Source organism: Pimelobacter sp. 30-1, from assembly GCF_018831735.1.
Taxonomy (GTDB): domain Bacteria; phylum Actinomycetota; class Actinomycetes; order Propionibacteriales; family Nocardioidaceae; genus Nocardioides.
In genome coordinates this window covers 717,198-740,809 of record NZ_NHTS01000006.1, presented here as the reverse complement: position 1 = coordinate 740,809, position 23,612 = coordinate 717,198, and the positions used below count along the sequence as shown (strand labels likewise).

Genomic DNA, 23,612 nt, shown 5'->3' with positions numbered 1-23,612 from the left:
GGGATCGGTCCAGAGGCTGGAGGACGACGTGGTGGACCGGGTGCGACCGCGTGACCTGACGTTCCTCGAGGAGGAGTCCCCCGAGACCCCCCAGCACAACGCGACCATCGAGATCTTCGAGCCCGGCGAGGGCGCCGACGCGTTCGACCACGCCCGCCTGGTGGCGCTGATCCGGGACCGGATCGCGTTCGTGCCGCGCTACCGCCAGCGGCTCCAGGCCGTGCCCGGCCACCTGGCCAACCCGGTGTGGGTCGACGACGAGAAGTTCGACCTCGGCTTCCACGTACGACGCTCCGCGCTGCCGCGCCCCGGCACCTCCGCCCAGCTGCTCGAGCTCGTCTCCCGGATCGTCTCGCGCCCCCTCGACCGGACCCGCCCCCTGTGGGAGATCTACTTCGTCGAGGGCCTCGAGGACGGCCGGGTGGCGGTGCTGTCCAAGACCCACCAGGCCCTCGTCGACGGCGTGCACACCGTCGACCTCGGCCAGCTGCTCCTCGACCTGCAGCCCGAGGCCCGCGAGCTCGACCCCGACGACTGGGCCCCGCGCCGCTCGCCGAACCCGGCCACGCTGCTCGGCGGCGCGGTCCGCGAGAACCTCACCGACCCGGGCGTCCTGCTCGACACCGTCCGCACCGGCTCCCGGGCGCTGGCCCGCACCGCCGACCAGCGCAGCGAGCGGGCGCGCTCCTTCCTCTCCGCCGCCGCCGGACGCCGGCCCAAGTCGCGCGGGGTCATCAACGGCCCGCTGTCCCAGCAGCGCCGCGTGGTCACCGTCGAGACCCGCCTCTCCGACTACCGCCGGATCCGCGAGGCCCACGGCGGCACCATCAACGACGTCGTCCTCGCCACCATCACCGGGGCGCTGCGGGCCTGGCTCATGACCCGCGCGGAGTCCCTCGGCGGGCTGCGGCAGGTCCGGGCCGTCGTACCGGTGTCGGTGATCGACGAGGAGCTCGAGGCCACCTCGCTCGGCAGCCAGATCGCCGCCCACTTCGTCGACCTCCCGGTGGGGGAGCCGAGCCCGATCGTGCGCCTGCACCAGGTGTCGTACTCCTTCCAGGCGCACAAGGACACCGGCCGCAGCGTCGCCGCCAACCGCCTCGCCGGCATCGCCGGCTTCGCCCCCACGACCTTCCACGCGATCGGCTCGCGGGTCGCGGCGGCCGAGCTGCGCAAGGGCTACCAGATCTCGGTCACCAACGTGCCCGGCCCGCAGGCCCCCCTCTACGCCTCCGGCGCCCGGATGCTCGCGAGCTACCCGGTCCCACCGCTCACCCCCGGGCACCCGCTCGCGATCGGCGTGACGTCGTACGACGGCGGGGTCTACTACGGCATCACCGCCGACCGCGACTGGATCCCCGACGCCGACGTCCTCGCCTCCTGCGTGCGCGAGGCCCTCGACGAGCTCATCGACGTCTCCTCACCGACCCGGCAGCGCGCGCCCCGCGGGCGTCGTACCACCAAGGGGACGCCGAAGCGCGGCTCCTGAGCCACGGTGCGACGATGGACCTCGTGATCCCCCTCCACCTCGGTGCGTTGCACCCGGCCGAGCAGATCGCCACGATGGTGCTGGCGTTCGGGCCGTTTGTGGTGCTCGGGATCGTCATCTTCTTCCGCCGGCGCGCGGACGCGCGTGAAGAGGTCGACCCGAGGTCCGGGCCCGATCGCTGAGGTCGTCAGTCGAGGAGCGGCTCGACGCGGCGCGCGGTGAACGGGTATCCGTCGAGATCCAGGGCATCGAACTCGAACCGGACCCGCTGCCCTGCGCGCAGCTGCTTGAACCCTGACATCTCGACCACGGCGAAGCTGGCCCAGCAGCCGCCGGGCGCCGCGCGGCCAACACCTGACCGCGCAACAGCCTCGGCCTAGCGGCTCAGCCAGGCCTTCCCGGTCCGCTCCTCGGCCCGCAGCGCGCTGCCCAGCAGCTTGGCGAGCAGCTCCTCGATCTTGCCGCCCACCAGCGGGATCTTGACCTTGATCTCCAGCTCGACCGTCTCGGTGGTGACGTCGTCGACCTCGGCCAGGATCGCGGTGCCGCGCATCTCGCCCGGCTTGCCGGGGATGCCGACCACGATGGTCGCCTGGTAGGCGTCGGCCCAGGTCTCGGTCTGGACGATGGTGGTCGTGGCGCCGACGAACTTCTTGGCGAACGACGGCACCTTGTCGGTGGGCTGCTCCATCTCGATCCGCACGGCCTTGGCGTCGATCCCGCCCTCGATCGTGACGGCGAAGGACGTCGCGCGCTGGTTGCGGCACACCTCCTCCCGGAAGAGGGGGTCGGAGAGCATCGCGGCGACCTCGCTCGCCGGGGCGTCGTACACCATCTTGTGGACCAGGCGCGTGGCCATCGTCAGCGGTCTCCCTTCAACCAGGCCACGCCCACGGAGTGCTCCACGGACAGGCCGGCGTCGATGTTGTCGGTCATCAGCTTCTCCAGCTTGCCGCCGACCAGGGGCACCTTGACGGTGACCTCGAGGTCGACGACATGCTTCGTCGAGGCGCCGTCGGCCACCAGGGTGACCGTGCCGGCGGCTCGGGTCGGCTTGCCCGGAGCAGTGATCTCGATCGTCCCAGATGCGGGGCCGGACCACTCCTCCCGGACCACTGCCTGGGTGGTGTCGCCGGCGATCTTCTTGGCGATGGCGGGCAGGCCGGCGGTGTTCTGGACCTGGTCGATGACCAGGTGGACGCCGGTTCCTGCGGGGGTCGCCGTGACCGCGACCGAGACCACCTGCTGGGCGGCGGCGACCTTCTCGCGGAAGGCGGGGTCGGCGAGCATCGCGAAGACCTCGTCGGGCGCGGCGTCGTAGGCCAGCTCACGGCTGTATCGCATACGAGACATCATGTCCTACCCGCGTGTTGTGGCCCGGAACTTCGAGGTCCTACTGTCGAGGTGTGTCAATGACGACGCTGCCTTCCTCTGCTGCCCATTCCGACCGAGACCGCATCTTCGAGCAGGCCGCTGCCGCGGCCGCGCCGGCCAAGGGGAGCGGAGGGCCGCCACGCGAGGCGTTGCCCGCGCTGCTCCCGGCGTACTACCGCCACGTGGCCACCGAAGAGCTCGAGAGCCGTACGGACGTCGACGTCTACGGCGCCCTCGCCTCCCACCACCACCTCGCGCTCGAGCGCGAGCCCGGTGCCGCCAAGGTGCGGGTGTTCACGCCGACGGTCGCCGAGCACGGCTGGTCCGCGGCGGGCCACTCCGTGGTCGAGGTCGTCGTCGACGACATGCCGTTCCTGGTCGACTCGCTGACCATGGAGCTCTCCCGCCAGCTCCACGACGTGCGCGCGGTCATCCACCCCACCTTCGACGTACGACGCGACGAGCGCGGCCGCCTCGTCGAGGCTGAGCCGGTCGCCTCGGGCTCGACCGCCCCGGTCGAGGGCACGATCCGCGAGTCGTGGATGCACATCGAGATCCCGCGGCTCAGCGGTGAGGGCGCCGACGCCCCCGAGCGCGTCGCCGACGCGTGCCGCCGGGTGCTGGGCGACGTCCGGGCGTCGGTGGTCGACTGGCCGCAGATGCAGGAGCGGGTCGCCGAGACCGTCGCCTCCCTGGCCTCCGACCCGCCGCCGCTGCCGGCCGAGGAGGTCCGCCAGGCCGGTGAGCTGCTCGCCTGGCTGGCCGACGAGCACTTCACCTTCCTCGGCTACCGCGAGTACGTCCTCGACCGGGTCGCCCTCGACGGCGAGCCCGAGGACGACGTGCTGCGCCCCGTCCCGGGCACCGGCCTGGGCATCCTGCGCGAGCACCCGGCCGAGAAGGACACCTCGATCGCCTTCAGCCGGCTGCCCGACGCGGTCAAGGCCAAGGCGCGCGAGAAGACCGTGCTGGTGCTGGCCAAGGCCAACTCCCGCTCCACCGTGCACCGCCCGGCGTACCTCGACTACGTGGGCGTCAAGACGTTCGGCCCCGACGGTGAAGTGGTCGGCGAGCGCCGCTTCCTCGGCCTGCTCTCCAGCGCGGCCTACACCGAGTCGCTGCTGCGCATCCCGCTGCTGCGCGAGAAGGCCGACGAGGTCCTCCTCCGCAGCGGGTACGACGCCCGCAGCCACGACGGTGCCGCGCTGCTCGACACCCTCGAGACCTATCCGCGCGACGAGCTGTTCCACACGCCGGTCGACGAGCTCGGCCCGATCGTCGAGGCCGCCATGCAGGCCCGCGAGCGCCGTGCGGTGCGGCTGTTCATCCGCCGCGACACCTATGCGCGCTACCTCTCGGTGCTCGTCTACCTGCCGCGCGACCGCTACAACACGGGGATCCGGCACAAGTTCGTGCAGATCCTGACCGAGCAGATCGGCAAGGGCCGGATCGGTCCCGACTCGGTCGAGTTCAACGTCAGCATCAACGAGTCGACGACGGCGCGCGTGCACTTCGTCGTCCACCTGCCCAAGGGCGAGCTGATCCCCGACGACATCGACACCGCCGACCTCGAGCGGCGCCTGATCGACGCCTCCCGCTCCTGGCAGGAGGACTTCGTCCAGGCCGTCATCGCCGAGTACGGCGAGGAGTCCGGCGCCCTGCTCGGCCGGCGCTACCTCGATGCCTTCCCCGAGGCCTACAAGGAGGACTTCAGCGCCCGCACGGCCGCGGTCGACCTCGCCCGGATCGAAGGCATCCCCGGCGACGACGGGCGCGACCAGTCGCTCTACGCCGAGGTCGACGCGGCCGACGGCGAGGCCCGGCTCAAGATGTTCCGCGTCGGTGAGCCGCTCTCGCTGAGCGCGGTGCTGCCGATGCTGGCCTCGATGGGGGTCGAGGTCGTCGACGAGCGTCCCTACACGCTCAACGGCCTGGGCCGGCTGACCCACATCTACGACTTCGGCCTGCGCTACGACGGCCCGCTGCCCGACCACGCCCGCGAGCTGTTCGCCGACACGCTCCGCGCGATGTGGGACGGTTTCACCGAGACCGACGGCTTCAACCGCCTCGTCCTCGCGGCGCGGCTGACCTGGCGCCAGGCGATGCTGCTGCGCGCCTACGCGCGCTACATGAAGCAGGGCAACAGCCCGTTCGCGGTCGACTCCATCGAGCAGGCGCTGGTCGACAACGTCGACCTGGCCCGGCTGCTCGTCGAGCTCTTCGAGACCCGCTTCGACCCGGCCGTCGGCGCCGACCGCGAGGGGCGCGAGAGCGTCCTCGTCGACCAGGTCCGTACGGCGCTCGACGGCGTGGTCAGCCTCGATCACGACCGGATCCTGCGCTCCTACCTGACCCACATCCAGGCGACGCTGCGCACCAACTACTTCCAGCACACGGGCGAGCCGGCCACCCCCAAGCCGTACCTCTCGCTCAAGCTGGAGCCCTCGGCGATCCCCGACCTGCCCGAGCCGCGGCCGAAGTACGAGATCTTCGTCTACTCGCCGCGGGTCGAGGGAGTGCACCTGCGCTTCGGCAGCGTCGCGCGCGGCGGCCTGCGCTGGTCCGACCGGCGCGACGACTTCCGCACCGAGGTGCTCGGCCTGGTCAAGGCCCAGATGGTCAAGAACACCGTGATCGTCCCGGTCGGCGCCAAGGGCGGCTTCTACGCCAAGCAGCTGCCCGACTCTTCCGACCGCGAGGCGTGGCTGGCCGAGGGCGTGGCCTGCTACCAGACGTTCATCCGCGGGCTGCTCGACGTCACCGACAACCTGGTCGCGGGCGCGACGGTGCCGCCGGCGGACGTCGTCCGCCACGACGGGGACGACTCCTACCTCGTGGTCGCCGCCGACAAGGGCACCGCGACGTTCTCCGACATCGCCAACGGCGTCGCGGCGGACTACGGCTTCTGGCTGGGCGACGCGTTCGCCAGCGGCGGCTCGGTCGGCTACGACCACAAGGCGATGGGCATCACCGCCAAGGGCGCCTGGGTCTCGGTACGACGGCACTTCCGCGAGATGGGCGTCGACTGCCAGAACGAGGACTTCACCGTCGTCGGCATCGGCGACATGTCCGGCGACGTCTTCGGCAACGGCATGCTCTGCTCCGAGCACACCCGGCTGGTGGCGGCCTTCGACCACCGCGACATCTTCATCGACCCCGAGCCCGACGCCGCGGCGTCCTTCGCCGAGCGGCAGCGGCTCTTCGCGCTGCCCCGGTCGAGCTGGCAGGACTACGACAAGAGCCTGATCTCGGCGGGCGGCGGCATCTTCTCGCGCCGCGCGAAGTCGATCCCGCTCAACGCCGAGATCCGCGCCGCGCTCGGGATCGCCGGCCACGTCGAGCACATGACGCCGGCCGAGCTGATGCGGGCGATCCTGCTGGCGCCGGTCGACCTGCTCTGGAACGGCGGTATCGGCACCTACGTCAAGGCCTCCACCGAGACCCACGCCGAGGCGGGGGACAAGTCCAACGACACGATCCGCGTCGATGGCGGTCAGCTGCGGGTGCGCTGCGTGGGCGAGGGCGGCAACCTGGGCTTCACCCAGCGCGGCCGGATCGAGTACGCCCGCGACGGCGGCCGGATCAACACCGACTTCATCGACAACTCCGCCGGCGTCGACACCTCCGACCACGAGGTCAACCTCAAGGTGCTCCTCGACCGGGTGGTGGCCGACGGCGACCTGACCGGCAAGCAGCGCAACGAGCTGCTCGCCTCGATGACCGACGAGGTCGCCGAGCTCGTGCTGCGCGACAACTACGAGCAGAACCTGGCCCTGGCCAATGCGGCCAAGAACGCCGTCTCGCTGCTCCACGTCCACGAGCAGTGGATGCGCGACCTGGAGTCCCAGGGCCTGCTCGACCGCGAGCTCGAGGCGCTGCCGCCGACCCGCGAGGTGAAGCGGCGCATCGAGGCCGGCGACACCCTCAGCCAGCCCGAGCTGGCGGTGCTCATGGCCTACACCAAGATCGTGCTGGCCGAGGAGCTGCTCGCCTCCGACCTGCCCGAGGACCCCTACCTGACGCTCGACCTGCAGTCGTACTTCCCGGCGCCGGTCCAGAACGGCTTCCTCGACCAGATCGGCGAGCACCCGCTGCGGCGCGAGATCATCGTGACCCAGGTCGTCAACGACCTGGTCAACGGAGCCGGCATGACCTACTGGCCGCGCCTGGCCGGCGAGACCGGGGCGAGCGCCGCCGAGCTGACCCGGGCCAATTTCGTCGCCCGCGAGATCTTCGGCTCGCTCGACCTGCGCCAGGAGCTGGAGCAGTACGACAACGTGCTCGACGCGGCCGTGCAGACCCGGATGCGGGTCGAGATGCGCACGCTCGTCGAGCGGGCCTCGCGCTGGCTGGTGACCAACCGGCGGCCCCCGCTCGACAGCCAGGGCAATGTCGAGTTCTTCGCCGCCCACGTGCAGGAGGCGATGCTCGAGCTGCCGCGCCTGCTCACCGGCGCCGAGCTGGCGGCGTACGAGAACCGGCGCCGGTCGCTGGAGAGCCAGCAGGTGCCCGAGGACCTCGCCGCCCGGGTGGCGTCGTTCGACGTCGCCTACACGCTGCTCAACATCGTCGAGATCGCCAATCAGGCCGAGCTCGAGCCGGCCGAGGTGGCGCGCGTCCACTTCGCGCTGGGGGAGCGGCTGGGCCTGTCGGTGCTGCAGCAGCGGATCGTGGCGCTCCCGCGCGACGACCAGTGGCAGACGATGGCGCGGGCCGCCCTGCGCGACGACCTCTACGCCGTCCACGCCCAGCTCACCGCCGAGGTCCTCGCCGCCACGAGCGCGGTCGAGGACGACGACCCGCTCGCCGCCGCGGCCCGCCGGGTGGCGGCCTGGGAGGCCGAGGCCGGCGGGGTCGTCGACAAGGCGATCGGTGCCCTCACGGCGGTCTGCGGCGACGAGCCGGCCGACCTCGCGAAGGTGTCGGTGGGCCTGCGGGTCGTGCGAGGCCTGCTCACCTGAGTTGTCTAGGGTCGGTGCGGTGAACGCCATTCGGGTGAGCGGACTGACCAAGCGGTACGGCGAGCTGACGGCCGTCGACGACGTGACCCTCACCGTCGAGGAGGGCGAGTTCGTCGGGGTCCTCGGCCCCAACGGAGCGGGCAAGACGACGCTCCTGGAGATGGTCGAGGGCCTGCGCCGTCCCGACGCCGGCCAGGTCGAGGTGCTCGGCGAGCCGGTGTGGCCGCGCAACCCGCGGCTGCAGCCGCGGGTCGGCGTGCAGCTCCAGGCGTCGTCGTTCTTCGAGCGGCTCACCGCACGCGAGCAGATCCGCACCTTCGCCAGCCTGTACGGCGTGGGCGGCTCCGTCGCCGACGAGTGGCTCGAGCGCGTGGGGCTCACCGACAAGGCCGACGCCCGCGTGGAGGACCTGTCCGGGGGCCAGGCGCAGCGGCTCTCGATCGCCTGCGCGCTGGTGCACGACCCCGAGGTGGTCTTCCTCGACGAGCCGACCTCCGCGCTCGACCCGCAGGCCCGCCGCAACCTGTGGGACCTGCTGTCCTCGCTCAACGACACCGGGCGCACCGTCGTCCTGACCACGCACTACATGGACGAGGCCGAGGTGCTCTGCGACCGGGTCGCGGTGATGGACCACGGCCGGATCCTCCAGGTCGACAGCCCCGCCGCGCTGGTGCGGGGACTCGACGCCCCCGCCCGGATCACCGTCGCCCCGGGAACGCTCAGCGCCGCCGAGGCGGCCGAGATCCCCGGGGTGGCCGAGGCCTCCGAGGGCATCGACGGCCTGGTGCTGGTGACCCGCGAACCAGGGCCGGTGCTCGGCGTCCTCGCCGCGGGCGACCACCTCGACGGGGTGAGCGTCCAGACCGGCACGCTCGAGGACGTCTTCCTCGCCCTGACCGGACGGGAGTACCGGGCATGAGCAGCCGCAGCCAGGCCCGATCGCCGTTCTGGGCGCTGTCGCTCGCGATCCTGCGCGGCTTCCTGCGGGACAAGGCGTCGGTGTTCTTCGCGCTGATCTTCCCGCTGATGTTCCTGGTGCTCTTCGGCGGCCTGCTCGGCAGCCAGGACCAGTCCAAGGTCGACATGATCCAGGTCGGCGCGGTGCCCTTCGTCGACGACCTGCCCGACGACGTGGCCGAGGCGTTCAAGCAGACCTTCGACGTCACCGAGGAGAAGAGCCTCGCCGCCGCCCTGGACGAGGTGCGCAAGGGCGACGCGGACGTCGCGATCGAGCAGCGCGGCGACCAGCTGATCGCCCACTACACCCAGACCGACCAGGTCAAGGCCGCCGTCACCCAGGGCACGCTGCGCTCCTTCGTCGACGGCATGAACGTCGTGGCGACCGGCCAGCCGCCGGCGTACCAGCTGGTGACGGAGCGGGTCGAGGACGACTCGCTCACCACGATCCAGTTCGTCACGCCGGGCCTGCTGGGCTGGGCGGTCGCGATGAGCGCGGCCTTCGGCGCCGCTGCGACCCTCCAGGGCTGGCGCCAGTCCAAGCTGCTGCGCCGGCTCCAGCTCGCGCCGGTCAAGACGGGCACCGTCGTCGGTGCGCGCGTCGCGGTGACGCTCACCGTCGCGCTCGCCCAGCTCGCGATCTTCCTCGGCCTGGGAGCGGCGGCGTTCGGGTTGACCCTCACCGGATCGTGGTGGATGTCTATACCGCTGATCGTCGTGGGCACCCTGTGCTTCATGGCGATCGGGCTGCTCGCCGGGGCCCTCGCCAAGACCACCGAGGGGGCGGTCAACCTGGCCAACTTCCTGGTGCTGCCGATGGCCTTCCTCAGCGGCTCGTTCTTCCCGCTCGACGTCGCTCCGACCTGGATCCAGCGCCTGTCCGACCTGTTGCCGCTCAAGCACCTCAACACCGGGATGCTCGACGTGATGGTGCGCGGGCAGGGGCCGGGGTCGGCCGTCGTACCGCTGCTGATCCTGGCCGGGTTCGCCGTCGTGGTGACCGCGCTCGCGGCTCGGCTCTTCCGGTGGGAGACCACCTGAGGCTTCCCGAGCCGGGGACGCGGAGGGGCGTGAGCACCTAAGGTCTCTGCCATGCTCGACTTCGCGGTCATCCTCGGACAGCTGGCCCTGATCATCGTCGTCGCCCGGATCGCCGGCACCCTCGTCGCCAAGATCGGCATCCCGCCGGTCGTCGGCGAGATCGCCGCCGGCGTGCTCCTCGGCCCGAGCCTGCTGGGCATGGAGCTCAGCGGCGAGCTGTTCCCGATGGACCAGCGCGCGTTCCTCGACGTGCTCGCGCGCGTCGGTCTGGTGCTCTTCATGTTCGTGGTCGGCCTCGAGCTCGACATCAAGCTGATCAAGGGCCGCGAGAAGGTCGCCGGAGCGGTCTCGATCTGCTCGATCGTGCTGCCCTTCACGCTCGGCATCGGGCTGGCCAAGCTCTTCGTCGACACCGACGCCACCGCGGCGCTCAAGCCCGCAGGTGCGGACTTCTGGCCGTTCGCGCTGTTCATGGGCGCGGCCATGTCGATCACCGCGTTCCCGGTGCTCGCCCGGATCCTCACCGACCGCCGGATGCACCGCACCGAGACGGGCGGACTGGCTCTCGCCTGCGCCGCGACCGACGACATCATCGCCTGGACGCTGCTCGCCGTCGTCCTCGCGCTGGCCGGTGTCGACGCCGGGCACGGGCACCTGCCGAGCTGGGCGATCTACCTGGCGATCCCGTTCGTGCTGGTCGCGATCTTCGTGATCCGGCCGGCGCTGACCTGGCTCACCCGGGCCTACCACAAGGCGGGCGAGCTGACGCCGACCATCATGTCCGTCGTCCTGGTGGGGATGCTGCTGTTCGCGGCCACCACCGAGGTCATCGGCATCCACTACATCTTCGGCGCCTTCCTCTTCGGCGCGATCATCCCGCACGAGCAGGCCGCGGCCCTGCGCCACGAGATCCTGGTGCGGCTGGAGCAGATCTCGGTGCTCCTGCTGCTGCCGGTCTTCTTCCTCATCTCCGGCCTCAAGGTCAACATCCAGGGTCTCGGCACGGAGCACATCGTGCCGATGCTCGCGATCCTCGCCGTCGCCATCATCGGCAAGTACGTCGGCGCCTACGTCGGCGCCCGCCTCCAGAAGGTCCCGCACTGGCAGGCCAGCGCGCTCGGGCTGCTGATGAACACCCGCGGCCTGACCGAGCTGATCATCCTCAACGTCGGTCTCGAGAAGGGCCTGCTCAGCCAGGAGCTGTTCACCCTCATGGTGATCATGGCGCTGGTGACCACGGTGATGACCGGGCCGCTGCTCGGGTTCGTCTACCCCCAGCGCCGGGTCGCTCGCGACATCGCCGAGGCCGAGCGCGCCGCGCTCGGCGAGGAGGCCGTCGACCGGATGCTCGTGCTGGCCCACGCCGGCCAGGACGACCGCCTCCTCGTCGATCTCGCCGTCGGCGCCCTCGGCGGGGCGAGGCCTGCCGAGATCGTCATCGCCGACCTCACGCCCCAGGGACGCCCCCTCGAGGTCGGCAGCGGGCTCTCGCTCGACCTGGCCGAGATGGCCGCGGCGATGGAGCGCCAGCAGGGACTGGTCCACCACGGCGAGCGGCTCGGCGTGCCGATCCGGGTGATCGCCCACCCCAGCGCGGACGTCGAGCAGGACCTCGTCGAGCTGATCGGCGTGCTGCGCCCGCAGGGCCTCCTCGCCTGGTCCGACGACCCGTCGCTCGCGACCGTCGTGGCCGCCAACGAGTCGGTGGTGCTCGTCGCCACCGCGGGGACCCCGGCGCCCGACGCGGACGCTCCCGTGGTCGTGCACTGGAACGCCGACAGCGACAGCGAGGCCGCCACCGTCCTGGGCGCGCGGCTTGCGCTCCAGCGCGGCGTCGCGCTCGACCTGCGCGGGGAGGGCGGGCGCCGGCTCACCGCCGCCCGCACGGCGCTGGAGGAGCGCGGGGTGCGCCTCGAGGCGGCCGCCTCGGACGGACCGCTGGCTGCCGCGCCGATCGAGCTGTCGTCGTACGGGGTGGGGGGTGCGGCGGGCGCCCGGGTGCGCGCCGAGCTCGACCCTGCCCCGGTCGACTTCACGACCGTCTCGTTGGGCGAGGTCGCCGCCCCGGCCTGATCAGGAAGGCCGCGCGGGCCGGCTCAGCTGGAGCTGCCGGCGTGGGTGTTGAACGCCAGCGTCCGGTGCCCGATCCGGACCCGGGTGCCCTGGGTGAGGATCTGCTCCGCGCCCTGCGGCATCCGGATCCAGTCGGGCGTCTTGGGGACGTGGACGTAGGTGCCGTTGGTCGAGTTGTTGTCGACCAGCACGACGTCCCACCCGCGCATCTCGAGTCGCGCGTGGACCCGGGAGACCTGGTTGGATTGGTCGATGATCGGCAGCGGCCGGAACGTACCTCCGGTGACCCGCTCGTCCCCGCTCGGGTCGCGCCCCAGCAGGTAGGGCGTGTCGAGCTGGAACACCGATCCGTCGTCGAGCACGATCACGCCCAGCGGCGGCCGCGGGCCGTTCACCAGGACCGGCGTCTGCTGGACCATGTTGATCCCGCAGATCCCGCAGAACAGCACCCGCGGGTCGTTGAAGTGCCGGTTCTTGCAGTAGACCCCGCGCACCTGCTCGTGGGCGTGCTCCTCGTGGACCTGGGCGGCGTTCTCGACGATCGGCAGCGGCTCGAAGTCGTCGAGGTCGTCCTCGACCTCGCTGATGAGCACCGACTGGAAGCTGATCTGCTCGTCGGCCTGGACCGGCGGCAGTGGACGGCCCGCGACCGGCGGCACCGGCTCCGGCTCCGGCTCGGGGACCGGCTCGGGCTCCGGGACCGGTTCGGGCTCCGGGACCGGTTCGGGCTCGGGGACCGGCACGGGCTCGGGCTCGGGCACCGGGGGAGCCGGGGGCGGCGGCGGTACGGGCGGGGCCGGCGGCGGCAGCACCGGCTCGGGCTCCGGCACCGGGACCGACCCGACGACGACGCCGGCGCTGGTGCCCGCGCCGAGCGCCAGCGACCCGGCGGGCACGACCCCGCCGTCGAGCCGGTACGACGACCCGTCGGCCGGCGCGCTCGCCCCGGGCAGTGTCACCGTGACGTCCTCGATGGGCCACGGGATGAGCCGCTCGACCCAGGCCAGCGACTCCGCGCCCGAGATCGCCTGCCCGTCGACGGTGACCGTGACGTCGCCGTCGACGAACACCGCGAGCCCGGTGGTGTGCGGCGCGAGCGCCGCGAAGCCGGGGGACTGCTCGACCGTGGTCGAGAGCATGAGGGCGTAGCCGCGCACGAGCTGGCGGCCCTGGCCGCCGTTGGCGGCGACCATCTCGGCGTGCTCCAGGTAGGGCTTGACGACCTCGGGGTCGTCGGAGCCGACCAGGAGCACGACCGGCCCGATCCGGGCCAGGGTGCCGGCGCCGGGGCCGGGCACGACCCGGGCCCGGCTCCAGTCGTCTGCTGAGGTGTGGGTCATCGGGGTCACACGATCCTTCCGCCGAAGAAGCGCCAGCGGATGAAAGGCACCCGCATCGGGCCGTTGGTCCAGATCCAGACGACGATCCAGATCACGGAGAAGTCGATGAAGAACGCCCAGAAGGGCACGGTGTCCCCGTCGATGCCCGGCACCGCGCCGAGGTCGACGAGCAGCCACACCAGCGCGCCCTCGTTGAGCGCGGTGATGAGCCCGAACAGGGTGGGCCAGTCCTTCTCCCAGCGCAGCTGCTGGATCAGGTGGTAGATCAGCTCCCACACGATGCCGAGCACCAGCACGGTCGCCAGGATCAGGTACGTCGTCTTGTAGTCGGGGTCGCCGGGCAGGATCGGCGTCAGCACGAGCGTGATCAGCCCGCCGAAGACGACGAGCATGAAGACCCGGGTCTGGATCCGGCCGTTGAGGGTGGGCAGCATCAGTCCCGCGCTCCTTCGATCATCGGGGCGGCCGGGGTCACGGGGTGCTCCCCGCCAGCCACTTCCACCACTGCCGGGTCGAGCGCACCGGTCCGATCCGCTTGCAGAAGCCGCGCTTCTGGAGGTCGCCGTAGATCTCCTGGGCCGCGACCTGCAGGCCCAGGAAGGTGTCGACACCGGGGAAGTAGCCGCCCAGCGTGGTCGCGCCCGAGGCGTAGACCGCGCCGCCGCCGGACTGGGTGCCGATCAGCTCGAAGTTGCGGTCGACGTTGAGCCGGCCGACCGGGTTGCGGCTCGCGCCGCCGTGCTCGAGGAGGTCCTTGAGCAGCCGGTGCTCGGCGATGTCGGCCTCGAGGCCGGTGCAGTCGATGACGAAGTCGACCTCGACGGGCACGACCCCCTGAGCGGTGCGGACCTGGTTGACGATCCGCTCCCCGCTGGGCTGCATGGCGTCGACGGTGCCCACCACACAGGTGTACCAGCCTTCGGCCCGGCCCTGGTTCATCTGGCGCTGCCAGCTCTTGCGCCACGGGGTGTTGGTGCCGCCCATCCGCTTGTAGAGCTCGGCGCGCTGCTCGCCGTCGAGCTTGCGGACCTGGGCCTTGAGCTGGCCGCCCCACACCGACTTCGGGTAGTTGAAGCCCTGGTAGGCCCAGCCGTTGCCGCCGCGCCGGCGCATCGTCACCCGGGTCTTGCCGCCGCCGGGACGCGGGTCGCCCTCGTTGCCGTAGCCGTCGTTGGTGCCGTTGATGTAGGTCCGGAACAGGTGGACGATGTTGGTCTGCGCGCCGTGCTTCTCGCGGTCGTCCATCAGCCGCTGCAGGATGCGCGAGGCGACGATGCCGCCGCCGCGCACCAGCACGGTGCTGGGGGTCTGGACCAGGCGCTCGTAGACGTGCTCGTGCGCCTCGTAGGCGTTGACGATGTGGCGGTAGTCGTTGTTCTCGGTGCGGTAGGTCTGGAGCTCGGGCAGGAACTTCAGGCCCGGGTAGCCCACCGCGATGTGCACGTACTGCGACCGGAAGGCCACGCGCTTGGTGGCCGAGGCGCCCTCTGGCGGGGTGAGGATCGTGAAGTAGCCGCCGCCGTAGCGACGCCGCACGATGCGCACCAGGCCCTTGACCAGCATCTCGTCGTACCCGATGCGCTTGGACTCGCGCTCGAGCTGCTCGAAGACGTTGCCGGCCTTGGGCGTGTAGTAGTCGGCGAAGATCGGCTCGGTGAACAGGCCCCAGAGCACCTTGAGGTCGAACTTCTTCATGCCCTCGGCGAAGCCGTAGGACGGGAAGCCCCAGATGTTGTCGGGCCGCGAGGCCGAGTCGGAGCGGATCCGCTCGGGGCGCGGCACCTGGGAGACCCGGGTCAGGTACTCGTAGGTCTGCCACGGGAAGTCGAGCGTGCTGAGCACCCGCATCTGCGAGGTGGGCACGCCAGCGATCCGCAGGTAGTCGACCGTGACGAACGAGCCGATGCCGCCACCGACGGTGACGAACGGGATGTCGACGATCGGGATGCCGGCCGCTGCGACGAGCTCGTCGGTCCAGAAGTCCGTCTGCAGCATCTGGTCGGTGAGGTCACCCGTGATCGCCTGCGCGGGCAGGTACGTCGACGGGTCGGTGGTGGGCACCACGGATGCTGCAGAGGGGTCGATCAACGTTCCTCCTAAGTCGTGGAATGCGTCCGAGACGCTACACCGCGTACCCCCTGGTCCGCTGCCCGAATCCCGGAGATCGCTGCTGGTCGAGACCGGTGAAATTGCCTGGTTTCGGGGTTCCCGCCCGGTGGCACCGTGACATGCTGGAGGTCGCGCCACACCACCCGGAGGATCACGTGCAGGGAATCGCTGACTACGAGTTCGTGCGCCCGCTGGGCGAGTCGAACTACGGCACCAACTACCTTGCCAAGGCCCCTGCCCGGTTGGGGATCCCGGCTGCTGAGGTCGTGGTCAAGGTGATCGCCGGGCCGACCTCCGACGACGCCTTCCGCCGCGCCACGCGCGAGCTCAAGCACTTCAGCGTCGCCGATTCCGACCGTCTCGTCGCCGTCTACGACGCCGGGCGCCACGGCGGAGCGTTCTACTACGCGATGGAATTCCTGCCCCAGGGATCGCTGGAGCGGCCGCAGGTCCAGCTCGGCACCGGTGCCCGGGTGGCCGCCGTGCGCGACGCGGCGCTGGCGGCCCACGCGCTGCACGAGCGCGGCATCGCGCACCGCGACATCAAGCCCGCCAACATCCTGCTCGCCGAGGACGGCGGCCGGCTCGCCGACCTCGGTCTGTCCCAGCTGCTCTCCCCGGGCATGGTGACCACAGGTCTAGGCCAGATCGGCCTGGAGTTCACCGATCCCGCGATCATGCTGGGCGCCCAGGCCTCGCGGGCCAGCGACATCTGGTCGCTCGGCGCCTCGCTCCACTTCGCGATCACCGGCAAGGGCGTCTACGGCGAGCTGCGCGGCACCGAGCCGCTGCTGCTGGTTCGCTCGATCCTGGCCTCCCAGCCGACCCTGTCCACCGACCTGCCGGCCTCGGCGACCGCCCTGATCGCGGCCTGCCTCGATGCCGACGTCGCCGCGCGGCCGCGGACCGCGGCCGAGGTCGCCGACCGGGCCTCCGGCCTGGTCACCGAGCTCGGCGCGGCCGTCTGACGATGCCGATGGAGCTCCACGACGCGCTGCGCGAGCTGGTCACCGTCCACGGCCGCTCGATCTTCGACGACGCCTCGGGCTTCCGCGGCGTCCTCGACGACGTGCTCGCCGAGGACCAGGCCAGCACCGGCGACATCAACCTGCTCGTCGACGCGGTCCGCTTCGACACCCTCGCCCCGCTGGTCGCGATGATCGACGGCGGTGCCGACGCGGCCCGCGCCGTCGAGGAGGCCGGTCTCCGGCTGGCCCGCAACCGCGGGGGCGCCGACCAGGCCGCCGCGAGCTGGGCCTCGGCCGTGCTGGGCTACGCCGTCGGCAAGGTGCCCGAGGCCGTCGTGCAGCGCTACCGCTCGGGCCGGCCCGCCTCGCCCGAGCTGCCGCCGCCGACCGCCCCGCCCGTCCGGCCCCCGGTCGCCTCGCCGGCGGCTCCGCCGCTGCCGCCGACCGCCTGGCCGCAGCCGGCCGCGCCCCCGCCGCACCAGCCGCAGCAGCCGCAGCAGCCGCAGCAGCAGTACGCCGTGCCGTCGTACCAGCCGCCTGCCGCCTTCAGCGCCCCGTCCGCCCCGCGCAAGAGCCGGACCGGCGTGTGGATCGCGGCCGCCGTGGCCGGGGTCGTCCTGGTCGCCGGAGGCGTCACGGCCGTCGTCCTCGCCGCGGGCGGCGACGACGGGCCCAGTGCCAAGAAGGACCCGACCGGCAGCACGTCCGACGACGGCCCCAAGGTCGACGTCGCACCGGCGGCCATCGACGGTCGCTACAACGCGCTCTCGGCCAAGATGACCGAGGGCGCCTCGGGCTGCAAGGCCGAGGAGCCCGGCGCCGGTCAGGCCGAGGTCGTCCAGTGCGCGATCAGCACCGGCACCCTGCGCCTGGTCACCTATGCCGACGACGGTGCCCTCACCGCGGCCCGCAGCACCCGCCTCGACTACAGCGCCGGCACGCTGACCGCCGACAACGGCGCGACCGCCCTCTACGAGCTCGACCCGGAGCGGGCGGGCACCAGCGACCCGGCCGTCGTCTACTGGGACAGCAAGGGCAGCCTGCAGTCGGCGACCCTGACCGGTGCCTCCGGCGCGGGCGTCGACGACCTCGTCAAGCACTACACCGCCACGGTGCCGCGGGTCTCGGAGCCGACGAGCCCCGCCGACGCGACGCTGCGCGAGTTCATCGCCATCAACATGGACGTCGCCACCTGCGCCCGCCAGCGCACGTTCTTCACCGGCGAGACCGAGGAGAGCAAGTGCGAGTCCGGCGTCGACGGCGTCGCCGTCAACGTCGGGCGCTTCGAGACCCGCAAGGACCTGCGCGAGGACCGCAAGTACTACAAGAAGAAGTACGACGAGGCGGCCAAGAAGGGCAACGGCGGCACCTGGCGCTTCGGCAAGGGCGACGCCGAGGGCGCCTACTACGCCTACGTCGAGGACGGCACCGCGACGCTCTACTGGGACTGGAACAAGGACGACTGCAACTGCTACGGCATCGCCTGGCACTTCCAGGGCGACCTGGCCAAGCTCGAGAAGTGGTGGCCCAGCGACGACTGAGCCGCCGCGGGCCGCTCAGGCCTCGGGAGCGCGGGGCAGCTCGACGGTCTCGTCCGGGACCGGCATCGTGTCGGCGAGGTCGGGCCGGCTGATCCCGGCGACGTCCGAGCGCACCAGCAGCGCCATCGTCGTGTCGTCCCCGCCGATCTCGGCGGGCTCGGCCAGCCACACCGGCAGCTGCTCGCGCACCCAGCCCAGACCGCGGTCGCGGATGAACTCGACGAGCTGCTCGCCCGTCTGGCGCCACCACCCGTCGGCGTCGACGCGGGAGCGGCCGAAGCCGTCGGTGCACAGGAAGACCAGCGCGACCGCGTCGCCGCCGGCCGCGCTCACCGCGACCCGCAGCGCGTCGAGGGGACGCGGCTGGCACAGCGAGGTGGTGTGCAGCCCGTCCAGGTCGGGGTCCTCGGGCAGCGGCCGCGAGGCCACGCCGTCGGCCGAGACGAGCACCGAGTCGCCGTCGCCGATCTGGACGAACGCGACCAGGTCGGGCGTCGCGGCGGCCGCGAGGATCGTCGAGCCGTAGGCGCGCAGCGGGTCGGCCGCGGCCCCGAGCTCCTCCTCGGCGGGGGAGTAGGGGTTGGCCGCGAGGTGGTGCTCGACCTTCGCGGTCCAGGTGGCGACCAGCGCCGCCCCCGCCCGTCGTACGGCGTCGCGGGCGGCGTCGTGGTCGGCGGCCCGCAGCTCGGGGAGGATCCGGCGCAGCTCCTCGACCGCGCTGATCACGGCCAGCGCGGCGCCGGTGTCGCTGCGGAAGTGCAGCCGGTGACCGTGCCCGTCGGCGACCGCGACGACCGCGTGGCCCAGCGCGTGGTCGTTCCAGGTCAGCACCGCGTCCTGGATCGGCAGCTGGTCGCGCACGTGCACCGACCCGATGTGGGTGTCGGCGAGCGTGGTCCAGGTGGGCCCGACGTCGGCCGGCCGGTCGATCTCGGGGCGCCGCCCGTCGAACGGGGGCTGGGTCATCCGAGGGTGCTCCAGATCGGGTCACCGATCGGGCTCGGGGGCGCGGCGCTCACCCCGGTGGTCGGGCCGACCACGGGGCGTGAGGCGACCTTGCTGGCCGCCTTGGAGGCCCAGACGATGTACTCGACGAGCTGCTCGGGGTTGTCCGCGCGCAGCAGCGGCACGTCCTCGTCGCCGACGAAGCGGCGCATCGAGTGCATGTCGGCGTCGCGGCCGACGCCGAGCGCCAGCCGGACCGCGGTCGCGCCCCACCGGTTGTTGAGCAGGGCCTGGAGGCCCTCGGCGAAGGTGACGCCGCTGCTCTGGGTGGGCCGGCCGTCGGAGACCAGGATGATCGCGGGCGGGAAGGCGCTCTTGGTCTCGTCGAGGTGGTCGAGCGCACCGGCGAGCGTCTGGAGCGCGCTGCCGAGCTCGGTGAAGCCGCGCGGCACCGCCTCGAGGCGCTTCCAGTGGATCTGGTCGACGGGGGTCGGCTCCTCGATGATCCACTGCGGCTCGTTGGCGAAGGCCAGCACGCGGATCAGCAGCTCGGCGTGCGGGTTGGCGCGCGCCTCGTCCTTGAGGTGGGGGAGGACCTCGGTGATGGCGTTGTTGAGCGCCTGGATGCGCCCGCCGCGCAGCATCGAGCCCGAGACGTCGAGCACGAAGATGAAGTGCAGGGGCTTGCGCGCCAGGGCGCCACCGAGCCGATCGCTCATCACGGCCCTCTCTCTCGTCGCAGTGGGAGTCGTCAGGTTTCAACTATCCCCGTTCTGACGAGGTTATAGCCTGTCACGCAGGTTCGGAGTCCAGAAGACGGAGGTCAGGCAGCCCCATGGTGCTGGCAGAGGGTGTCGAGGTGGACCTCGGACCGTTGGGACGCGCCCGGGTGACGTCGCTCCTGGGGCAGGGCGGGCAGGGCTACGTCTTCGAGGTACGCCGCGAGTCCGGCGAGCCGCTGGCACTGAAGTGGTACAAGCCGGAGAGCGCCACCGCCCAGCAGTACGACGAGATGCAGCAGCTCGTCGAGATCGGCTCGCCGCACGAGCGCTTCCTCTGGCCGCTGAGCATGGCGCGGGTCGGCACCGAGCCGAGCTTCGGCTACGTCATGCACCTGCGCCACCAGCGCTTCCTCGAGCTGAGCTTCCTGCTCCTCAACGCCGACCGCGAGGGCCGTCCGCTCGACGTCTCGTTCGCCTCGATCATCGAGCTGTGCCGCCAGCTGAGCTACAGCTTCCTGCGGCTCCACGCCCGGGGCCTGTGCTACCGCGACATCTCCTTCGGCAACGTCTTCTTCGACCCGGCCAACGGCGACGTCCTCATCTGCGACAACGACAACGTCGGCATCGACAACGGCACCGGCCGGGTGCTCGGCACGCCCTACTTCATGGCGCCCGAGGTCGTGCGCGACACGACCTACCGCACGCTGCCCAACACCGACACCGACCGGCACTCGCTGGCGGTGCTGCTGTTCTACGCGCTCTTCCTCGGCCACCCCCTCGAGGGCGCGCGCACCGACACCGGGATGCGCGACGCCCACTGGCTGATGACCCACTTCGGCACCGAGCCGCGGTTCTGCATGCACCCGGCCCATGCCGACAACCGGCCGGCCCAGATCGTCCAGCAGTACTGGAACATCTACCCCCAGTTCCTGCGCGACCTGTTCGTCCAGGCGTTCGGCGACGGCCTCGACAACCCCGGTGCCCGGGTCACCGAGGGCCAGTGGATCAAGGCGATGGACCGGCTCCGCGACGGCATGCTCGCCTGCCCGACCTGCGGCACGACCAACTTCTGGAGCCCCGGTGAGGACGCCGTGACCTGCTGGCAGGACCGCACGCAGGTGCGGCCGCCGTACCTGCTCTCGATCGGGCGGCGCACGCTCGCGGTCGGTCCCCAGACCACGATCCGCTCCGACCACCTGACCTCCGGCATCGACCACCCCACGGTCCTGGCCGACGTACGCCGGCACCCGTCGGCGCCCGACCGCTGGGGCCTGCACAACGCCTCCGACTTCTCCTGGCCGGTCGCCTACCCCGGCGGGCAGAACTTCCTGCTCGAGCCCGACCGCACGATCGAGCTGGTCGAGGGCGCCCGGATCCAGATCCGCGACGCGACGGTGCAGGTGCGCCGTCCGGCGGCGCCGGCTCCGGGCCTAGGGTGAACCGCATGGCAGGTCTGGTGGTCGAGGTCGAGGGTCGCGTCCTCCGCCTCGAGGGGAAGCCCGTCTACCGCATCGGACGCGCGATCGAGGCCGACGTCGTGCTCACCGCCGGCTCGGTCTCGCGCCAGCACGCCGAGCTGCACGCCTCCGACTTCGGCTGGGTGCTCGTCGACCAGGGCAGCCAGTTCGGCACCTACGTCGAGGGCGAGCGGATCACCGAGTACCCCGTCGAGACCCGGATCGAGGTCCGCTGCGGCCCGCCCGCGGCCGGCGCCAGCCTGGTGATCGTCCCGGCGGCCGAGTACGACATCGCCGCCGCCACGCCGCGCACGCCGGCCGAGGTGCCGGTCGAGCCGCCCGTGCTCCGCGACGAGCCGACCCGCCCGCCGGCCTTCGCGCCGCCTCCGCCGCCGCCCCCCAACGCACCCCCGCCGCCCCCGGGCGCCCGTCCCGCCGCGGCCCCCGGCCTCCCGCCGGCCATCGCGGGCAACGACGCCACCCAGGTCCTGGCGATGCCCCAGCGCCCCGCCGGCGCCCCCGGCCCGGCCGGACCGGTGCCCCCGCGCAGCGGCCCCGACCTGCTCGTCGTCGCCGAGGGCCGCGAGCACCGCTTCCGGCACCCGATGCAGATCACCGTCGGGCGCCGCAGCGACTGCACGGTCGTCATCGGCGACCCCGCCTGCTCGCGCGTGCACGGCCGGATCGACCCGGTCCCCGGCGGCTGGACCTACACCAACCTGTCCAACGAGGGCACCTTCGACGACGGCCGCCGGGTCGCCACGCGCGCCTTCGACGAGCGGCTCGCCCTGCGCCTGGGCCACCCGGTCGCAGGCCCCGAGCTCGCGCTCGTGCCGATCCTGTCCGCGGCCGAGGAGGAGCGCCGGATCGCCCGGCGCCGCCTGGGCAAGCGCCTGGTGATCATCGGCGCGATCGCCGCCGCCCTCGTCCTCGTCGCCGGCATCGGTACGACGGCCTGGCTGCTCGGTCGCGACGACCCGGCCGGCGGCGGCGACCGCGCCGACCGCGGCGCGGCGCTCGACGCGGCCAAGGCCGCCACGGTCAAGATCACCGCCGACAGCCACCTGCTCGACGACCCGAGCCGGATCGGCACCTACCACGGCTCCGGCTCGATCATCCGCTCCGACGGCCTGATCCTGACCAACGCCCACGTCGCCGCGCCCGAGGCGCCCGGCCTGACCGACAAGTACGGCTCGGCCGAGCGGATCGCGAACCCCGACTACCTGCTCATCTCGCTCACCGACGGCATGACCGACACCAACGCCCCCGCGGCCTACCGCGCCCGCGTGGTCGAGGCCGACGGCAACCTCGACGTCGCCGTCGTCCAGATCTACGCCGACGCCCAGGGCAACGACCTGACCGGCAAGCTCGACCTGCCCACGGTCCCGATCGGCAGCTCCGGCGACCTGCGCGCCGGCGACAGCGTCACCGTGCTCGGCTTCCCGGCCGTGGCCGGCTCGGGCGAGTCGATCACCGTGACCACTGGCGTCATCTCGACCGTGCTCAACGATCCCGAGCTGGGCCCGCGCTCCGAGCTCGACACCGACGCCCGGATCGCGCCCGGCAACTCCGGCGGCATGGCGATCAACAGCGACGGCGAGCTGATCGGCATCCCGACCTCGCTCTTCGCCGACCAGGGCTCGACCGTCACCAGCGGCCGGATCCGCTCGATCGACGTCGTCAAGGACCTGATCGCCAAGGCCGAGGACGAGACCCGCTAGCTCGCCTTCTTGGCGGTCTTCTTGGCCGCGGCCTTCTTCGTCGTCGTCTTCTTGGCGGCCGCCTTCTTCGCCGGAGCCTTCTTCGCGGCGGTCTTCTTCGCGGGGGCCTTCTTGGCGGCCGGCTTCTCGTCGGACTCGCCACGCGAGGTCTTGGCCGCCTCGACCGAGCGCTGCAGCGCGGCCAGCAGGTCGACCACCTCGCCCCCAGTCTTGGTGGAGGTCTCGGTGCGCTGCACCTCGCCGCCGTCGATCTTGGCCTTGACCACCGCCTGCACGGCCTCGGCGTAGTCGTCCTCGAACTCGTCGGGGTCGAAGTCACCCGACAGCGTCTCGACGAGCATCTGGGCCATCTTGACCTCGGCGTCCTTGACCTCGCCGGCCTCGACGCTGAAGTCGGGCGTGCGGATCTCGTCGGGCCACATCATCGTCTGGAGCACGATCACGTCGTCGCGCACCCGCAGCACCGCCGTGGTCACCCGCTGGCGCAGCGCGACGGTCACGACGGCCATCCGGTCGGCCTCAAGCAGCGCCTGGCGCAGCAGCGCGTAGGGCTTGGCGCCGGTCTTCTCCGGCTCCAGGTAGTAGGACTTCTCGAACAGCAGCGGGTCGATCTGGTCGCTCGGCACGAACTTCTCGACCGCGATCTCGCGCGAGGACGTCATCGGCAGGTTCGCCATGTCGTCCTCGGTGAGGACGACCATCTCGCCGTCCTCGGTCTCGTAGCCCTTGGCGATGTCGGAGTAGGGGACCTCCTCGCCGTCGATCGCGCAGACCCGCTGGTACTTGATCCGGCCGCCGTCCTTGGCGTGGACCTGCCGGAACGAGACGTCGTGGCTCTCGGTCGCGCTGTAGAGCTTGACCGGAACGCTGACGAGGCCGAACGAGACGGCACCCTTCCAGATCGCACGCATGGG

The 23,612-nt window shown here is 71.9% G+C and carries 18 protein-coding genes; 10 read left to right on the top strand and 8 right to left on the bottom strand.

Annotated elements, in window-relative coordinates; genetic code table 11:
* Positions 1-31: 31 nt before the first annotated feature.
* Both CCO04_RS18430 and CCO04_RS18425 read left to right on the top strand, forming a co-directional pair.
* On the top strand, positions 32-1,489 hold the full coding sequence (locus CCO04_RS18430) for a wax ester/triacylglycerol synthase family O-acyltransferase (RefSeq protein WP_308281334.1): 1,458 nt from the start codon (positions 32-34) through the stop codon (positions 1,487-1,489).
* Positions 1,490-1,503: 14 nt separating this feature from the next.
* Complete coding sequence (locus CCO04_RS18425) at positions 1,504-1,671, top strand: hypothetical protein (protein ID WP_215815564.1); 168 nt, start codon at positions 1,504-1,506, stop codon at positions 1,669-1,671.
* 194 nt (positions 1,672-1,865) lie between these two features.
* Here CCO04_RS18425 and CCO04_RS18420 read toward each other — a convergent pair whose 3' ends face one another.
* A complete protein-coding gene (locus tag CCO04_RS18420) occupies positions 1,866-2,348 on the bottom strand; it encodes a DUF2505 domain-containing protein (protein WP_215815563.1) in 483 nt (160 codons plus the stop codon).
* Positions 2,349-2,350: 2 nt separating this feature from the next.
* Entirely contained in the window at positions 2,351-2,833 is a 483-nt protein-coding gene (locus tag CCO04_RS18415; protein WP_215815562.1) for a DUF2505 domain-containing protein, read from the bottom strand.
* 68 nt (positions 2,834-2,901) lie between these two features.
* On the opposite strand from CCO04_RS18415, the gene CCO04_RS18410 reads away from it, so the two are divergent.
* From CCO04_RS18410 to CCO04_RS18395, 4 genes are read left to right on the top strand one after another with little or no spacing between them, the layout of a single operon-like run.
* On the top strand, positions 2,902-7,824 hold the full coding sequence (locus CCO04_RS18410; RefSeq protein WP_215815561.1) for an NAD-glutamate dehydrogenase: 4,923 nt from the start codon (positions 2,902-2,904) through the stop codon (positions 7,822-7,824).
* A 19-nt stretch (positions 7,825-7,843) separates the two neighbouring features.
* Positions 7,844-8,743: an ABC transporter ATP-binding protein gene (locus CCO04_RS18405; RefSeq protein WP_215815560.1), complete on the top strand. Its 900-nt coding sequence runs from the start codon at positions 7,844-7,846 to the stop codon at positions 8,741-8,743.
* Entirely contained in the window at positions 8,740-9,822 is a 1,083-nt protein-coding gene (locus CCO04_RS18400; RefSeq protein ID WP_215815559.1) for an ABC transporter permease, read from the top strand. The genes CCO04_RS18405 and CCO04_RS18400 overlap by 4 nt, the downstream gene beginning before the upstream one ends.
* Before the next feature lie 51 nt (positions 9,823-9,873).
* Positions 9,874-11,895 carry a cation:proton antiporter gene (locus CCO04_RS18395; protein WP_215815558.1) on the top strand — a complete coding sequence of 674 codons (2,022 nt, stop codon included), beginning with the start codon at positions 9,874-9,876 and terminating at the stop codon, positions 11,893-11,895.
* A gap of 23 nt (positions 11,896-11,918) precedes the next feature.
* On the opposite strand, the gene CCO04_RS18390 is transcribed toward CCO04_RS18395, so the two are convergent.
* From CCO04_RS18390 to CCO04_RS18380, 3 genes are read right to left on the bottom strand one after another with little or no spacing between them, the layout of a single operon-like run.
* Positions 11,919-13,235 carry an FHA domain-containing protein gene (locus CCO04_RS18390; protein ID WP_215815557.1) on the bottom strand — a complete coding sequence of 439 codons (1,317 nt, stop codon included), beginning with the start codon at positions 13,233-13,235 and terminating at the stop codon, positions 11,919-11,921.
* 5 nt (positions 13,236-13,240) lie between these two features.
* On the bottom strand, positions 13,241-13,669 hold the full coding sequence (locus tag CCO04_RS18385) for a hypothetical protein (RefSeq protein WP_215815556.1): 429 nt from the start codon (positions 13,667-13,669) through the stop codon (positions 13,241-13,243).
* A gap of 37 nt (positions 13,670-13,706) precedes the next feature.
* The gene (locus CCO04_RS18380) at positions 13,707-15,296 is read right to left on the bottom strand and encodes a hypothetical protein (RefSeq protein WP_215815555.1); all 1,590 of its coding nucleotides are present in this window, start codon (positions 15,294-15,296) and stop codon (positions 13,707-13,709) included.
* A gap of 203 nt (positions 15,297-15,499) precedes the next feature.
* On the opposite strand from CCO04_RS18380, the gene CCO04_RS18375 reads away from it, so the two are divergent.
* Together CCO04_RS18375 and CCO04_RS18370 are read left to right on the top strand one after the other, a co-directional pair.
* On the top strand, positions 15,500-16,312 hold the full coding sequence (locus CCO04_RS18375; RefSeq protein ID WP_215815554.1) for a protein kinase: 813 nt from the start codon (positions 15,500-15,502) through the stop codon (positions 16,310-16,312).
* A gap of 8 nt (positions 16,313-16,320) precedes the next feature.
* Positions 16,321-17,853 carry a hypothetical protein gene (locus CCO04_RS18370; RefSeq protein ID WP_215815553.1) on the top strand — a complete coding sequence of 511 codons (1,533 nt, stop codon included), beginning with the start codon at positions 16,321-16,323 and terminating at the stop codon, positions 17,851-17,853.
* Positions 17,854-17,868: 15 nt separating this feature from the next.
* Here the strand turns inward: CCO04_RS18370 and CCO04_RS18365 are convergent, their stop codons facing one another.
* Both CCO04_RS18365 and CCO04_RS18360 read right to left on the bottom strand, forming a co-directional pair.
* Complete coding sequence (locus CCO04_RS18365; protein WP_215815552.1) at positions 17,869-18,819, bottom strand: protein phosphatase 2C domain-containing protein; 951 nt, start codon at positions 18,817-18,819, stop codon at positions 17,869-17,871.
* Positions 18,816-19,517 carry a VWA domain-containing protein gene (locus tag CCO04_RS18360; protein WP_215815551.1) on the bottom strand — a complete coding sequence of 234 codons (702 nt, stop codon included), beginning with the start codon at positions 19,515-19,517 and terminating at the stop codon, positions 18,816-18,818. The genes CCO04_RS18365 and CCO04_RS18360 overlap by 4 nt, the downstream gene beginning before the upstream one ends.
* Positions 19,518-19,657: 140 nt before the next feature.
* Here CCO04_RS18360 and CCO04_RS18355 point away from each other — a divergent pair, with 140 nt between their 5' ends.
* Positions 19,658-20,959, top strand: coding sequence for a hypothetical protein (locus tag CCO04_RS18355; RefSeq protein ID WP_215815550.1), 1,302 nt, complete (start codon positions 19,658-19,660; stop codon positions 20,957-20,959).
* 5 nt (positions 20,960-20,964) lie between these two features.
* On the top strand, positions 20,965-22,698 hold the full coding sequence (locus tag CCO04_RS18350) for an FHA domain-containing protein (protein ID WP_215815549.1): 1,734 nt from the start codon (positions 20,965-20,967) through the stop codon (positions 22,696-22,698).
* Here the strand turns inward: CCO04_RS18350 and CCO04_RS18345 are convergent.
* Positions 22,695-23,609 (bottom strand): Ku protein, encoded by a 915-nt coding sequence (locus CCO04_RS18345; RefSeq protein ID WP_215815548.1) that lies wholly within the window; start codon positions 23,607-23,609, stop codon positions 22,695-22,697. The genes CCO04_RS18350 and CCO04_RS18345 overlap by 4 nt on opposite strands.
* Positions 23,610-23,612: the final 3 nt, after the last annotated feature.